This window comes from Methylophilus sp. QUAN (genome assembly GCF_015354445.1).
Classification (GTDB): Bacteria; Pseudomonadota; Gammaproteobacteria; order Burkholderiales; family Methylophilaceae; genus Methylophilus.
This window is the reverse complement of sequence record NZ_JADKYT010000001.1, coordinates 414161-427781: the sequence shown is the minus strand read 5'-3', so window position 1 is coordinate 427781 and position 13621 is coordinate 414161. Positions and strand designations below refer to the sequence as shown.

At 50.5% G+C, this 13621-nt stretch carries 16 protein-coding genes and 2 riboswitches; of the genes, 5 read left to right on the top strand and 11 right to left on the bottom strand.

Going from position 1 to position 13621, the window contains the following annotated elements; translation table 11 throughout:
• Positions 1–64: 64 nt before the first annotated feature.
• Together fmt and def are read right to left on the bottom strand one after the other, a co-directional pair.
• Positions 65–985, bottom strand: coding sequence for a methionyl-tRNA formyltransferase (fmt, locus tag INP79_RS01955; protein WP_194752727.1), 921 nt, complete (start codon positions 983–985; stop codon positions 65–67).
• A gap of 15 nt (positions 986–1000) precedes the next feature.
• Entirely contained in the window at positions 1001–1516 is a 516-nt protein-coding gene (def, locus tag INP79_RS01950; RefSeq protein ID WP_194740294.1) for a peptide deformylase, read from the bottom strand.
• Between the two features lie 169 nt (positions 1517–1685).
• On the opposite strand from def, the gene INP79_RS01945 reads away from it, so the two are divergent.
• The 3 genes from INP79_RS01945 (at position 1686) to INP79_RS01935 (ending at position 4381) form a co-directional block, all read left to right on the top strand.
• On the top strand, positions 1686–2720 hold the full coding sequence (locus INP79_RS01945) for a LysM peptidoglycan-binding domain-containing protein (protein WP_194752726.1): 1035 nt from the start codon (positions 1686–1688) through the stop codon (positions 2718–2720).
• Positions 2721–2732: 12 nt separating this feature from the next.
• Entirely contained in the window at positions 2733–3848 is a 1116-nt protein-coding gene (gene dprA, locus INP79_RS01940) for a DNA-processing protein DprA (protein ID WP_194752725.1), read from the top strand.
• Between the two features lie 65 nt (positions 3849–3913).
• A complete protein-coding gene (locus tag INP79_RS01935) occupies positions 3914–4381 on the top strand; it encodes a DUF494 family protein (protein WP_194740291.1) in 468 nt (155 codons plus the stop codon).
• Between the two features lie 57 nt (positions 4382–4438).
• Here INP79_RS01935 and metF read toward each other — a convergent pair whose 3' ends face one another.
• The 3 genes from metF to ahcY all read right to left on the bottom strand — a co-directional run bounded on the left by metF (position 4439) and on the right by ahcY (position 7164).
• Complete coding sequence (metF, locus tag INP79_RS01930) at positions 4439–5275, bottom strand: methylenetetrahydrofolate reductase [NAD(P)H] (protein ID WP_194752724.1); 837 nt, start codon at positions 5273–5275, stop codon at positions 4439–4441.
• A gap of 40 nt (positions 5276–5315) precedes the next feature.
• A complete protein-coding gene (locus INP79_RS01925; RefSeq protein ID WP_194752723.1) occupies positions 5316–5666 on the bottom strand; it encodes a phage holin family protein in 351 nt (116 codons plus the stop codon).
• Positions 5667–5754: 88 nt separating this feature from the next.
• Positions 5755–7164, bottom strand: coding sequence for an adenosylhomocysteinase (gene ahcY, locus INP79_RS01920; protein WP_194752722.1), 1410 nt, complete (start codon positions 7162–7164; stop codon positions 5755–5757).
• 92 nt (positions 7165–7256) lie between these two features.
• Positions 7257–7339, bottom strand: a riboswitch (S-adenosyl-L-homocysteine riboswitch).
• A gap of 225 nt (positions 7340–7564) precedes the next feature.
• Here ahcY and INP79_RS01915 point away from each other — a divergent pair.
• Positions 7565–7714 (top strand): hypothetical protein, encoded by a 150-nt coding sequence (locus INP79_RS01915; protein ID WP_154650038.1) that lies wholly within the window; start codon positions 7565–7567, stop codon positions 7712–7714.
• Positions 7715–7800: 86 nt separating this feature from the next.
• On the opposite strand, the gene INP79_RS01910 is transcribed toward INP79_RS01915, so the two are convergent.
• The 3 genes from INP79_RS01910 to INP79_RS01900 form a co-directional block, all read right to left on the bottom strand.
• Positions 7801–8808 carry a serine protease gene (locus INP79_RS01910; protein ID WP_228519683.1) on the bottom strand — a complete coding sequence of 336 codons (1008 nt, stop codon included), beginning with the start codon at positions 8806–8808 and terminating at the stop codon, positions 7801–7803.
• Positions 8809–9222: 414 nt separating this feature from the next.
• The gene (locus INP79_RS01905) at positions 9223–10395 is read right to left on the bottom strand and encodes a diguanylate cyclase (RefSeq protein WP_194752721.1); all 1173 of its coding nucleotides are present in this window, start codon (positions 10393–10395) and stop codon (positions 9223–9225) included.
• Between the two features lie 61 nt (positions 10396–10456).
• Positions 10457–10921 (bottom strand): EVE domain-containing protein, encoded by a 465-nt coding sequence (locus tag INP79_RS01900; RefSeq protein WP_194752720.1) that lies wholly within the window; start codon positions 10919–10921, stop codon positions 10457–10459.
• A gap of 68 nt (positions 10922–10989) precedes the next feature.
• On the opposite strand from INP79_RS01900, the gene INP79_RS01895 reads away from it, so the two are divergent.
• Complete coding sequence (locus INP79_RS01895; protein ID WP_024930418.1) at positions 10990–11349, top strand: DUF2237 family protein; 360 nt, start codon at positions 10990–10992, stop codon at positions 11347–11349.
• A 35-nt stretch (positions 11350–11384) separates the two neighbouring features.
• Here INP79_RS01895 and INP79_RS01890 read toward each other — a convergent pair whose 3' ends face one another.
• The 3 genes from INP79_RS01890 to INP79_RS01880 form a co-directional block, all read right to left on the bottom strand.
• Positions 11385–12281: an SGNH/GDSL hydrolase family protein gene (locus tag INP79_RS01890; RefSeq protein ID WP_194752719.1), complete on the bottom strand. Its 897-nt coding sequence runs from the start codon at positions 12279–12281 to the stop codon at positions 11385–11387.
• A 409-nt stretch (positions 12282–12690) separates the two neighbouring features.
• Complete coding sequence (locus INP79_RS01885; RefSeq protein ID WP_194740282.1) at positions 12691–12993, bottom strand: cell division protein ZapA; 303 nt, start codon at positions 12991–12993, stop codon at positions 12691–12693.
• A 2-nt stretch (positions 12994–12995) separates the two neighbouring features.
• Entirely contained in the window at positions 12996–13232 is a 237-nt protein-coding gene (locus INP79_RS01880; RefSeq protein WP_029147898.1) for a hypothetical protein, read from the bottom strand.
• 90 nt (positions 13233–13322) lie between these two features.
• Positions 13323–13533, top strand: a riboswitch (cobalamin riboswitch).
• Positions 13534–13621 lie beyond the last annotated feature (88 nt).

The window sequence follows — 13621 nt, the reverse complement described above, 5'->3', positions numbered from 1 at the left end:
ATCCTAATATGCGGTGATGACAGCGATTTTTCAATAGTTGCTGCCCGTTGAATAGATGCGCACACTAAGCAAACTGGTCACCCACCTGCACATGCTGCCCCTGCACAAACTGCTGCGCAGTCTGGCGCTTGCCACCCGGCATTTGCAGCTCGTGGATTTCCAGCACACCGTCACCGCAAGCCACGCGCAAAGGCTGTGTTTCCACCACAGCACCGGGCTGTCCTTTGCCAGTCGCAGACTGCGCAAACCATACTTTGCACACCTGATCTTTAAACTTGGCAGTTGCCACCGGAAAAGGATTAAATGCACGTACCTGGCGTGATAATTGTTGCGCAGAGACTGTCCAGTCTATGGCGGATTCGGATTTCTCCAGCTTGTGCGCATACGTCACCAGCGATTCATCCTGCACTTCAGACGTTAGCTCACCGGTGCTTTGCAGTATGTGCATGGCCTCCACCATCAAGCGGGCACCTTCGCGGCTGATGGCATCATGCAGGCTTTGGGTCGTGTCCGCCTCGGTAATAGCGACGGCCCATTTGCTGATCATATTACCGGCATCCAGCTTGGGCACCACTTCCATAATGGTGACACCCGTCTCGGCATCCCCTGCCAGAATCGCTCTATGAATCGGTGCCGCACCGCGCCAGCGCGGCAACAATGAGCCATGGATGTTGTAACAGCCACGCGTGGGGATATTCAACACAGCGGTTGGAATAATCAGGCCATAGGCAGCGACGATCATGACATCGGCATTCACCGCCGCGACCTCGGCCTGCACTTCGGCAGGTTTCAGGCTCTCGGGTTGAAACACACGCAAACCATGTTGCAAGGCCAGCTGTTTCACCGGGCTGGCTTTCAACTGCATGCCACGGCCAGCGGGCCGGTCTGGTTGTGTTAATACCATCACAATCTCATGACCGGCATCGATCAAACCCTGCAAAGCAGGCACGGCAAACTCCGGGGTTCCGGCATAAATAATTCGCATGCTGATTCCCCGTGCTTAGTAACTATTGCGTTCGATTTCGCGCGCGTGTTTGACCATCTTGCTGCGAATGCGGTTGCGTTTGAGCGTTGACAGGTATTCAACAAACACCTTGCCCTTGAGGTGATCCATCTCATGCTGGATACAAACACTGAGTAAACCATCCGCATCCAGCCTGAATGTTTTACCGGTCGCATCCTGCGCTTCAACGGTGATAAATTCGGCACGGGTGACATTTTCATAAATGCCGGGCACAGATAAACACCCTTCTTCGTAGTCCTGGCTACCAGACTGCGCAATGATTTTCGGGTTAATAAGCACCAGCAAATCATCTTTTTCTTTGCTCAGGTCTATCACAATCAACTGAATGTGGCGATCTATTTGCGTCGCGGCCAACCCAATGCCAGGCGCATCGTACATGGTCTCGGCCATATCACTCACCAGCTGCTGCAATGCGTCGTCAAACACTTGCACCGGCTTGGCCACCGTATGCAAGCGCGGGTCAGGATATTGCAAAATTGGAAGTAGTGCCATGCTCTACAAATCTTTCCATTCAAATAGTTTGTGGGAAAAACAGGGCAAAACGCCCGCTTTTTCACCTTGATAAGAACTTTAAACCCATGCTAGATTGGTCGATATTGCGCAGATGGTGCGCACCATTGATGCTGCCCCTCTTTTGCACTGCATATTACAGAGACGCCACATGACCAAAATTGTTCAAATTATAACCTCGCTTGCACTGGCTTGTAGCAGCTTGTTGGTACATGCCGAAGAAATTCCTTTGCGCCCGCAACATCCTGACCGCCATGTGGTGGTCAAAGGCGACACCTTGTGGGACATTTCGGCCAAATTTCTCAAGAACCCCTGGCAATGGCCACAAATCTGGCAACTCAACCGCGAGCGCATTAAAAACCCACACTGGATTTACCCCGGCGATGTGATTGTACTCGACACCAGCAGTGGCAAACCGGTATTGAAACTGGTGCGTGAATCGGTGACGCTAGAACCCGGCGTGATTGTGACGCCGATTAAAGGCGATGCGATTCCAGCGATACAACCGAACACGATTCTGCCGTTCCTGACCAAACCCATGCTGATCTCGCCGGAAGACCTGAAAGCAGCCCCTAGAATTATTGCAGCTCAGGAAGAACGCGAAATACTCAGCCCGGGCACACATATTTATGTACAGAACCTGCCGGAATCGACCAGAAGTGCCTGGGCGATTTACCGCGAAGGCGAGCCAGTTAAAAATCCTGAGAATGGCGAAATCCTGGGCAATGAAGCACATTATCTGGGAGAAGCCAGGTTGTTGCGCCCGGGCCAACCAGCCACCTTGACGGTGACGCAAGCCAAAGAAGAAATTGCGGTGAAAGACAAGCTGATTGCGCTGGAAGATGAGCTCAGCCCGTCATATATTCCACATGCACCAGAGGCACAAATCCAGGGCCAGATTGCGCGCGTGAGTGAGGGCATTAACGAAACCGGCTATGGCCGCGTGGTAGTACTCAACCGTGGCGAAGAACAAGGCCTGGAGCGTGGTCACGTATTATCCGTACTGCGCAAAGGGGCAAGCATGATTGACCCTGAATCCGATCCTAAACACCCGGTCACCATCGAGCTTCCAGACGAACCGGTTGGCCTGGTCATGGTATTCAAGACCTTTGCCAAGCTCTCTTACGCGTTGGTGATGCAAGCATCGCAACCGATACACACAGAAGATGTGGTGCGCACACCATAACCCACACACTAAATGGTCAACGTCACCACTGAACAAAACGCCCCATGGATTGCGCTCAGCCTGGTCGACGGGCTGGGCAGTGTCACTTACTGCCAGTTACTGCTTAGTTTCAAAACGCCTGAAGCCATTCTGGCTGCACCTTACTCAGCCTTGCGCGACCTGGTCAGCAAAGAGGTCGCTGACGGTATCCAGCGCGCCATGGATGACCCGCACATTGCACACACGCTGGCCTGGCTGGATCAAACCGATAACCACTTGATCACTCTAGGCGACCCTTACTATCCGCAACGACTGCTGGACACAGACCAGCCGCCGCCAGTGTTGTACGCCAAAGGCAACCTGCAAACCCTTAAAAGACCAGGCCTCGCCATTGTTGGTAGCCGTCATGCCACACCGCAAGGTGAAGCGACGGCCGAAAATTTTGCCGAAAGCCTATGCCGCGCCGGGTTTGCGGTGGTGAGTGGCCTGGCGCTCGGCATTGATGGCGCCGCGCACCGAGGCGCATTAAAAGCAGATGGTGCTACCATTGCCGTGGTCGGCACCGGGCTGGATATTGTGTACCCGGCCAGGCACAAGGCATTGGCGCACCAGATTGCGCAATACGGACTGATTCTCTCTGAATACCCGCTGGGTACGCCATCGCTCACGCATAACTTCCCACGGCGTAACCGCATTATCAGCGGATTATCTGAAGGTTGCCTGGTGGTAGAGGCCAATATTGACAGCGGCTCGTTGATCACCGCCAAACAAGCTATCGAGCAAGGACGCGAAGTGTTTGCCATTCCAGGCTCGATTCACTCGCCAGTGGCCAAAGGTTGCCACGCCCTGATCAAGCAAGGCGCAAAACTGGTCGAATCGACCGACGACATTTTGAGTGAATTACGGCACATCCGCCTGTCAAACCAGGCGTTGGCGATTAGCCCGAACGGGCCATCACCCGATTGGACTAATTTACCCGCCGAAGCAATCCCTGTCTTGGTTTGCATGGGATTCGACCCCCTGTTTGCAGAACAGATCTCAGCCCGCTCAGGCTTGACGCCCGAACAAGTTTCCACCATGCTAACACTACTTGAATTAGAAGGTGTGGTCAGCCATCTCGCCAGCGGTCAGTTCCAACGACTCGCCTGAAGAGAGACTCAGACCCACCCCAACAGCGCTGTCTATGCAACAGCGTGTTTGAGGAGACTATATACATGTTGGAAGTATTGATATTTATTTATCAAAATTACTGGGATAAACATGATGCGCTCGAGTTGAAAGAAACCGACGAAACCATCATGGCTTACGAGTTATCCCAGGCAGGATTTAATCATCAGGACATTTTACATGCGGTAGACTGGGTCAAAGACCTGCGCCGCTCGGTACAACAACCGCAATATCTGCACGACCCGGCAGCCATCCGCATTTTTTGCGAGATGGAGCGTAGCAAAATCAATGACGAGAGCTTGAACTTTCTCACCCTGTTGCAACGCAGCGACATCATCACCGCCTATGAGCGTGACTTGATTGTGGATCGCGCCATGGTGCTACCGCAGGAAACACTGAGCATGGAGGATATCCGCTGGATCACCATGATGGTACTGTGGGATGAAACGCGCAAGCAGGACTACCTGTTTGTCGAAGACGCCTTGTTTAACCCACAAGGACTTTCACTGCAGTAAGTTTTCAGCGTAAAAAAAGCGCGGCCTATACAGGTCGCGCTTTTTTGTTTGATCGCGTTATAGCTGCCGAATAATCTGGCCAATAATGCCGGCCTGGTTTAGCGTATAAAAATGCATTTTATCCACGCCCGCAGCAATCAGCCTGGCACAAATATCTGTCACCACCTCGGCACCAAACGCACGCAAGGACGGGAGATCATCGCCATAAGCCTCTAAACGCAAGCGCAGCCAGCGCGGAATCTCGGCACCGCACACATTAGAGAATCGTGCCAACTGCGTGTAATTATAGATAGGCATGATGCCGGGAATAATCGGCGCGGTCACACCCAGCTTTTGCGCGGCCTCAACAAAGCGGAAATACGCATCCACATTGTAAAAATACTGCGTGATGGCAGAATCCGCCCCCGCATCGATTTTACGTTTGAAGTTGTCTAGGTCTTTTTGCGCAGAACCTGCTTCGGGATGAAACTCAGGATAAGCAGCCACTTCGAGGTGAAACCAGTCACCCGTTTCGGCGCGGATAAAGCTCACCAGCTCATTGGCGTATTTAAAATCACCTGCGCTCACCTCACCCGAAGGGATGTCGCCACGTAAGGTCACCAAACGCTTGATGCCTTTGCTTTGATACGTTTGCAACAACTCACGGATTTCTTCTTTACTCGAAGAAATACAGGAAATATGCGGCGCGGCGCCATGGCCTGCGGCCTGGATTTCAAGCACACTTTCCATGGTGCGGTCACGCGTAGAGCCACCTGCACCAAACGTCACCGAGAAAAACTCTGGTGAAAACGCGGCCAACTCATCACGCACGTTACGCAGATTTGCCATGCCTTCCGCGGTTTTAGGCGGGAAGAATTCAAAACTGTAAGAGGTTTTAGGATTCACTTGTTTCATCTTTTATTTATGTTGCGCGACCAATGTTCGCAATCTGGGCTTAGTCTTTTTCATTTAGCACAATCGCGCTCAATATCCATGCAATCACGCTATACACCAGCGCACCAATCACACCGGTCAGCACACTATTAACCGAGAAACCTTGCAACAGGTGGCCGACAAACCAGAATAGCAAGCCATTAATCACCAGTAAAAACAACCCCAGTGTCAGCAAGGTGATCGGCAACGTTAAAATTACCAATATCGGTTTCACCAGCACATTGGCAAACCCAATCACCACTGCCGCCAGCAAGGCCGCCGTAAAATTTGCCACATGAATGCCTGGCACCAGATAAGCCACAGCCATCAGTGCCAAGGCATTTAACACCCACACGACCAACAGTTTAAACATGCTGATTCCCCATGACTCACATGGGCAGAGTGTACACCCAAACCCGCGCCAGCACATCTGACGCAGATTTGGGGCTTATGCAAACAGCTTAGTAACGATAATGGTCGGGCTTGTATGGGCCGTTTTTGCTCACGCCGATGTAGGCCGCTTGCGCGTCTGTCAGCGTGGTTAATTGGGCGTTGAGTTTTTTCAACTGCAAAATGGCCACTTTTTCATCCAGGTGCTTGGGCAAGGTGTAGACGCCCACTGGATATTTGTCGGTTTGCGTAAACAACTCAATTTGCGCAATGGTCTGGTTAGCAAAGCTGGAGCTCATCACATAGCTCGGATGGCCAGTGCCGCAGCCCAGGTTGACCAGGCGGCCTTTAGCCAGCAGGATGATACGTTTGCCATCCGGGAAAATCACGTGATCCACTTGTGGCTTGATCTCTTCCCACTGGTATTTTTCAATACCGGCAACGTCGATTTCGTTGTCGAAGTGGCCAATGTTACAGACGATGGCCTGGTCTTTCATTTTGGCCATATGGTCATGCGTAATCACATGGTAGTTACCGGTCGCGGTAACGAAAATATCCGCATGTTCTGCGGCGTAATCCATGGTCACTACCCGGTAGCCTTCCATCGCGGCTTGCAGCGCGCAAATCGGGTCAATTTCAGTCACCCATACCTGTGCAGACAAGGCACGCATGGCTTGTGCCGACCCTTTACCCACGTCACCGTAACCGGCTACTACAGCAATTTTACCGGCAATCATCACGTCAGTTGCGCGCTTGATACCGTCAACCAAAGACTCACGGCAACCATACAGGTTGTCAAACTTGGACTTGGTCACAGAATCGTTGACGTTAATCGCCGGGAACGCCAGTTTGCCTTCTTTATGCATCTGGTACAGCCTATGCACACCGGTGGTGGTTTCTTCGGTTACGCCCTTGATCGCCGCCAAACGCACTGAATACCAGTTTGGGTCTGTTTTCAGCTTGGCTTTAATCGCATTAAACAGGCAAATCTCTTCTTCTGAGGTTGGATTCGCCACCACGGACAAATCTTTCTCGGCACGGCTACCCAAATGCAGCAACAAAGTGGCATCGCCACCATCGTCCAGAATCATGTTGGAATAACCACCGTCAGCCCACTCAAAAATGCGGTGGGTGTAATCCCAGTACTCTTCCAGTGTTTCGCCCTTGACAGCAAACACGGCAGTGCCAGTCGCCGCAATCGCCGCCGCAGCGTGGTCTTGTGTAGAGAAAATATTACAGGACGCCCAGCGCACATCAGCACCCAGGTCTTTCAGTGTTTCAATCAACACTGCGGTCTGGATAGTCATATGCAAAGAGCCGGTAATACGTGCGCCCTTCAGTGGTTGTTGCGCCGCATACTCTTCGCGAATCGCCATCAAGCCTGGCATTTCAGTTTCGGCAATCGCAATCTCCTTGCGACCCCAATCGGCCAGGCCCATGTCGGCCACGATGTAATCTTTGATATCAGCTACAGTATTCATGTTTCAAATCCTTAAAAAGATGAAAACTGAGCAGGAAAAGTTCTAAGAACCGGTGGAAACGTTTGTTCACCTTTTTTCCGTGCTCGCACAGTGAAAAGTGAACGCCGTTGAGATGCTTTGCAGCAAATGCTCTGAGCCTGGGAGTCGGATGACTCTCGCAGCGTTCCTCAGAAGTTGCGGATTATACGCCAACCCGGGCATTTTACAAAAAAGCAGCGGCGGCCAAGCGTGAAACAGCGACCTAAATCCCACGTAAATACACCGTCTACAGACTGCAAAACACCATCCCTCAAACTGAAACGATTACACCCTGCTGCTCTGCAAAATCAGTGTCATACACCTGTGCCATGATGTCATCACGGCAATACACAGACAACCAACATCAGGAAAGGTGGCTCGTATGACAATGTATCAAGTGATGGACGAAGAGAATCATTGCATCGCAACCTTTCATCATTTTCAGGAAGCGATTTACACCGCACAAGATTTCACCCTGTGGGATGATGAACATTACTACCATGTGGAAGAACTGGACATGGCAGTGGCATAAGCGATTGCACACTCGATTTAAATAGAAAAAGCGCCCGGTTGGGCGCTTTTTTCTATTTAACCTACTATTCTTTTGCTGCTTACTTGCTAAGGCAAGCTCTTCATTGCGACTGTCAGCGCTTCAGCAGTCTCTGCATCCAGTTGTTTTAACGCATCCACGCTAGCCATCGCTTCACCATGTTTGCCACTGGCTTCAGCAATCATGCCCAGGTAATAAAACGCTTGGCTATGTTGATCGTTCATGCTCACTACACGGTGCAGATGCTGTTCGGCAATCGTGAAATCATGTGTTTCATACTCTGCCGCTGCCAGGTAAAACCAGGCTTCAGTATTGCTTGGCTCCTTTGTCGTCCATTGCTCGGCAATCACTTTCAGGCCATTCCAGTCTTTATGCAGGTAGGGAAACACCACCTTCATGAAATATGGCCATTCAGCGGCTGGTTTACCCCAGAAAGGCAATTCACTTTTTACCACAATCGGACCTGCTGGTTTACTGATCAAGGCTTTCACCCAATCCACTGACATGTAGTAATAATAAGCATCTTTGCCAGGGCTCTTTAGGGTAATCAAGCCAACCAGTGCACCGCTGTCATCAAACAGGCCACCACCACTGGCGCCCTGCCTAAAGGTGCTGGTTGCCCGCACAATAACTGAGTCATCCATGGTAAACAAGCCTTTGACCACACCACTGGTGCTGACAGGCGCAGCCACAAAGCTGGGGTAGCCGATGGTGAAGACGGGTTGTTCGTATTTGAGCTCGCGACTGGATTTCATGGTCACGGGGGACAGTGGCAAATCTTCCATTTGCAGCATACACACATCATGTTCCCAGTCCGGCTTCACGCCGACCGCATGGTAAGCCGCGCCGCCACTCATCACACTGATGCTGCTGGCGTTAGCGACCACATGGCAGTTAGTCACGACTTGGTTTTCAGCCACCACCACTCCGGAACCCAGGCCGTATTGACCATTTTTCAAACCGACCTGGACACGCAACACACGACTGTTTAAATCCTGAACCAGTGCATCGGCTGGTTCTGCCATTAATGGTGCACTCAAGCACCCTATCAGTAACCCAATCAATAACTTTGTCATGTTGTGCTCCAATCTATTACAGCGTATCGGCCGTTTTCCGCAATCTGCAGTGTGTCGTTGGAAAGCCTGCACTGTCATTTCAGCAAGATGCATTCCAACCCTGAAAACACCGCCCACATGCACAAAAAAATAGGCACAACCTGACGAGAAACCTCCTGGATAATTTAAATTAATTCATTAACAATCAAACAGTTATATGAAAAACACCTAAAACAGATAAGATTACCGATGTTCTTGCAGAACAAGGTAAAACAACAAACAAAAAGAGGAAACATCCTTATTTCTAAAGAAGCAAAAAAGACAAAACGCACCATTAAGGTGCGTTAATAAAGTGGATGCACAATCAATAAGCATGAAGCAGAAACCTCATGTATTCATGCACCAAGATAATTCAATCTAAAGCATGGCGTAGGATTAATGATTGGCGATAAAGACCCGGTTGCGCCCTTGCTGCTTTGCCGCATACAAGGCGGCATCGGCCATTTTCATCAAATGCGCCAAGCCCTGCTGTTCACTCAGTTGCGAGGTAGACACCAGCCCGAATGACGCCGTGTAGTGAATTTGCTCGCCATGATCACTCATGACACTGTGATCTATTTCAGAGCGCAAACGCTCAATCACGCGCGCGGCTTCATGCAGATCCGTCATCGGCATCAAAATACCGAACTCTTCACCACCCAGACGGCCCACCATATCACTGGTGCGCAGGGCACTGACACAGCGCAAACAGAAGTTCTGCAGAATGAGGTCACCGGCGTGATGTCCGTACTGATCGTTGATTTTCTTGAAGTGGTCAATATCGACCATGGCAAACGCAAATGCAGATCCATAACGCTGACTACGCCTGATTTCAGACTCCAGCTCGTGAATAAAATGCCGACGATTGGCAATGCCGGTTAAAAAGTCGGTAAATGCGAATTTGTCAGCTTCGATATGCAACTGATAGATACGCCAGGCCACAAAAACACCCACGACCAAAAACAGGCTGAGCAATAAGGCGGCGTAAGTCAAACCATGTCGCGTGTGTTTTTCCAGGCGCTGCTGGCTTTCATTCACATATTGGGTAGCACGTTGGTTGGCATGCTTAAGCAGCGCCTCGTTGAGGCTGGCGACCTCGCTAAAACGCTCAGTCCACTGCGCCTCTATCAAGCGGTTGGCATCGGCATAATGTGCTGTTTCCAGTGCGTGCAGAATCTGGTCGCGCACCTGGTGCAACAACGCCAGCTTTTGCTTGAGCTGCGTCACTTGCTGCTGGTCGCCAGAATAACTGCGGGCAATGATGGCGATTTTCTGCTGTGCCAGTTGCTCGTGTGCTGCAATAAAATCCACCGTTGCGGCCAGTTGCGTGCGATCAGCCTCAATCAGGGTGGCATACAGCAAACTACCGCGAATCTGGTAGAGGTCTGCCTCTAATGCGAGTGCCGCATTGGCCACGGCAAAAGGCTGCTCATAGAGCTTGCGTGTGGTTTGGTGCATCTCACGCATGCTGGAGAAATAAATCCACACAAACAGCAATACGCCGACAAACGCAATCAGGAACCCGGCGACCAGAATATACAAAACGGCATTTTTTCGCTGTCTGTTCATAAGCGGCTCTATGTGAATAATGCGTCTGGAATTTAGGGTATTGTCCTGATCAGGTTAACCATCACTTAGCCAGCAATGCCGAAATATATGCCCACTCTTTGGGGTCGACAGGTGTAATCGACAAGCGGTTCCCTTTTTGCAGCGTACGCATATTAGCCAGCTCTGGCGCTTCCCGCATTTCCTTCAAGCTCAGCAAGCGGGTTTTGCGCACCAGCTTGACATCCACATTCACCCAGCGCGGATTTTCCGGTGTGGATTTTGGATCAAAATATTTATGGCCTTCGACAAACTGGAACCTGTCCGGGTAAGCCAGTTGGCTGACCTCACAAATGCCGACAATGCCAGGCGTATCACAGTTGGAGTGGTAAAACAGCACGCCATCGCCCAATTTCATCTGGTCACGCATAAAGTTACGCGCCTGATAATTACGTACACCATACCAATCGACCGTCTGGTTCGGGAACCCTGCCAAATCATCAATCGAAACGTCCGAGGGCTCGGATTTCATCAACCAGTAACGCGCCATGCCTGAAAACCTTCTTATGTCCAACAAATGCCAGTATCATAAACCAAGTTACAGTACAGCTGACAATCATGGCAAAAAACGTTCTTGGCACCCTACTCATCCCCTGCAGCATGCGCCCGATCACCGGCTTTGTGCGTGATGGTTGTTGCGGATTTCACCCCGAAGACCTCGGCAGGCATACCGTGTGTGCAGAAATGACAGATGAATTCCTGGCATTCTCACAGGCACAAGGCAATGATTTATCCACACCCATGCCTGAATATGGATTTCCTGGTCTCAAAGCAGGCGATCGCTGGTGCTTATGTGCAAGGCGTTGGCTAGATGCCAGTGAAGCTGGCTATGCGCCGCCGGTGATTCTAGAGTCTTGTGATGAAAGTTGCCTGGAAGTGGTCAGCCTGGCCGATCTGATGTATCACGCATTACGATAAGCAGATCAGCCAAACTCGCTGTTGCAGCGAACCAGTTATATGGCCGGACGCAGACTGCGTCGCGCAAAGACCAACAGCAGGCCAGCGAAGAGCAACCCTGCCTGTGTAGGCTCTGGTACAGGTGAAATCGCAGCAAACAGACGCTGGCCAAGATATTCATGCACCTTGGTCGTCATATGCAAATCATCCCAAAAAAGATATTGATCAGGATTAGCGCAAACCGTTGCACCGTCATAACAAGCATCTGTTAAATTGGTGAATCCATTGCTCACGGCCAAGGCTATGCCGTTTTCCAATTCGGTTTTGGTATCAAAGTAAGTCAGGTTCGCAGTCGTTGGCAGCCCCAACCCTGCTAACCCCGCAACCAGGTAGTCGTTATAGTCTCGCGTGTAATCCTCTAAAAACTGGACCACGCCTGGCGCAGCAGCACTAAAACGTGGCGCATCAACCAGCGCCGGTAAACCTAACACCAAAAAGTCAGTGGCGCCCTTGCTATGCAATAACGCCACCATATCAATCATATTTTGTGCAGAGTCTTGTGCTGAGAATGTCTCAATACCGTTTCCGCCGCCATCCAGCACATATAAATGTCCAGCATCAATCGACGGCACGGTATTCAGGTAACTCGTCATAAACGTCAGCATATCCGCAGTGGTGGCGCCACCAACCGCAAAATTCTGGAAACTGGCCGGTGAATTCAGCCCAAGCCCGGTAGCCAGATATTCAACCGCTGTCGGGCCATTGGTAAAACGGTAATTGCTATAAGGCGCATCCGTCAGCCCAGCACCAAACAGCTTGTAATAACTGACCACCGCCGTATCTTCATTGCCGCCATCAAAAAGACTATCGCCAATCGCAGTAATGCCGCTATAGGCAAACACCTGCGGGGAAAACAACACCAATGCAAAAAACCAGAACAATAGCTTGCGCATGACTTCCTCCCTGAATTTAATTGTTAATTTACATCAAGCAACTAGATTTTTGACCAATCAAACGAAGATTGCAATAGAAATATGAACGCAGCAACGCTCTACAAGAAAATCACTTGGATGTGGGAGATGTGTGCAATAAAAGCGAAGAAGGTGTGCTAAGGGGTTACCTGAGCCGAGATCCTGAACCAAAAAGTTCAGGTGGTAACAGCCTAAGGTACATTAGGTTCACACGCCAAGGGAGCCTTAAAAGACCACCCAACTTAGTGCGATCGCACAGCACCTGATGAGCCGAAACCTATAACAAAGACTAGTTCAAGGAATTTTAGACTCAGGCAACGCCTTAGCACACCGTTTTTATGATACGCCAATTAGTAAAAATGACGATGAAAATTTTGTGAATTGAAGCGGATTACAACAGTTTATGCTGGCCGGATAATACATCATCAATCTGCTGCTGCATGGTTGAAATGCGTTTTTTCACATCGCCCACATCCACACCGCCGCTGCGCGTGTTCAGCAATTCGTGCGTAATGTTAAGCGCCGCCATAATCGCAATCCGCTCAACGCTGACCATTTTACCAGCGTCACGAATTTCGCGCATTTTACCATCCAAATAACCAACTGCCTGCAATAAACTGTCGCGCTCTTCATCGGTACAGGTCACGCTGAGCGCGCGGCCCATGATTTCGATATCAATCGGATTACTTGCCATGATTAATGACCTTCCTCAGGCAATGCCGACAATAACCGTTCTAACTGAACACTGGCTTGCGTCATATTCAGCTTCAACGATTGAGACTCCTGATGCAGCCGTGTGACCTCCTGACGCAACTCCACATTTTCGTCACGCAGCTGGCCGCACAAAGCAATCAGCTTCGTCACACGCTCTTCAAGACTTTTCAAATCGGCATCCATCAGCCCATTATCTTTTAAAAAAATGAGTGTGGTCAATAGCTAAGCGCGTTTTTTCAAAGTAAATTGATAATTTGAGCATTGCTGTCGAAAGTAGGCTTGCTGGCAAAAAAGCAGGCTTTAGACTAAAATAGCGACCAGTTGTCAGGTGCCTTCGCTGTATTTCTACAGGCAAGGTGAAACTGGGAAACAGGTGCGCGAACAATATTCGCAACTCCTGTGCTGCCCCCGCAACGGTAAGCAAGTGCGGGTCTATCCAAATGCCACTGAGCGCAAGCTCGGGAAGGCGATAGATCAAAACTTGCAAGCCCGGAGACCGGCCTCGCAACCAACCATTGCAATACCGCGGGGTGACGGTGTCTGATGATGTATAGGCTTTGCTGTTCAACACGCAAAGCCTTCATTCATTATCCCTACCCCCAAGTATT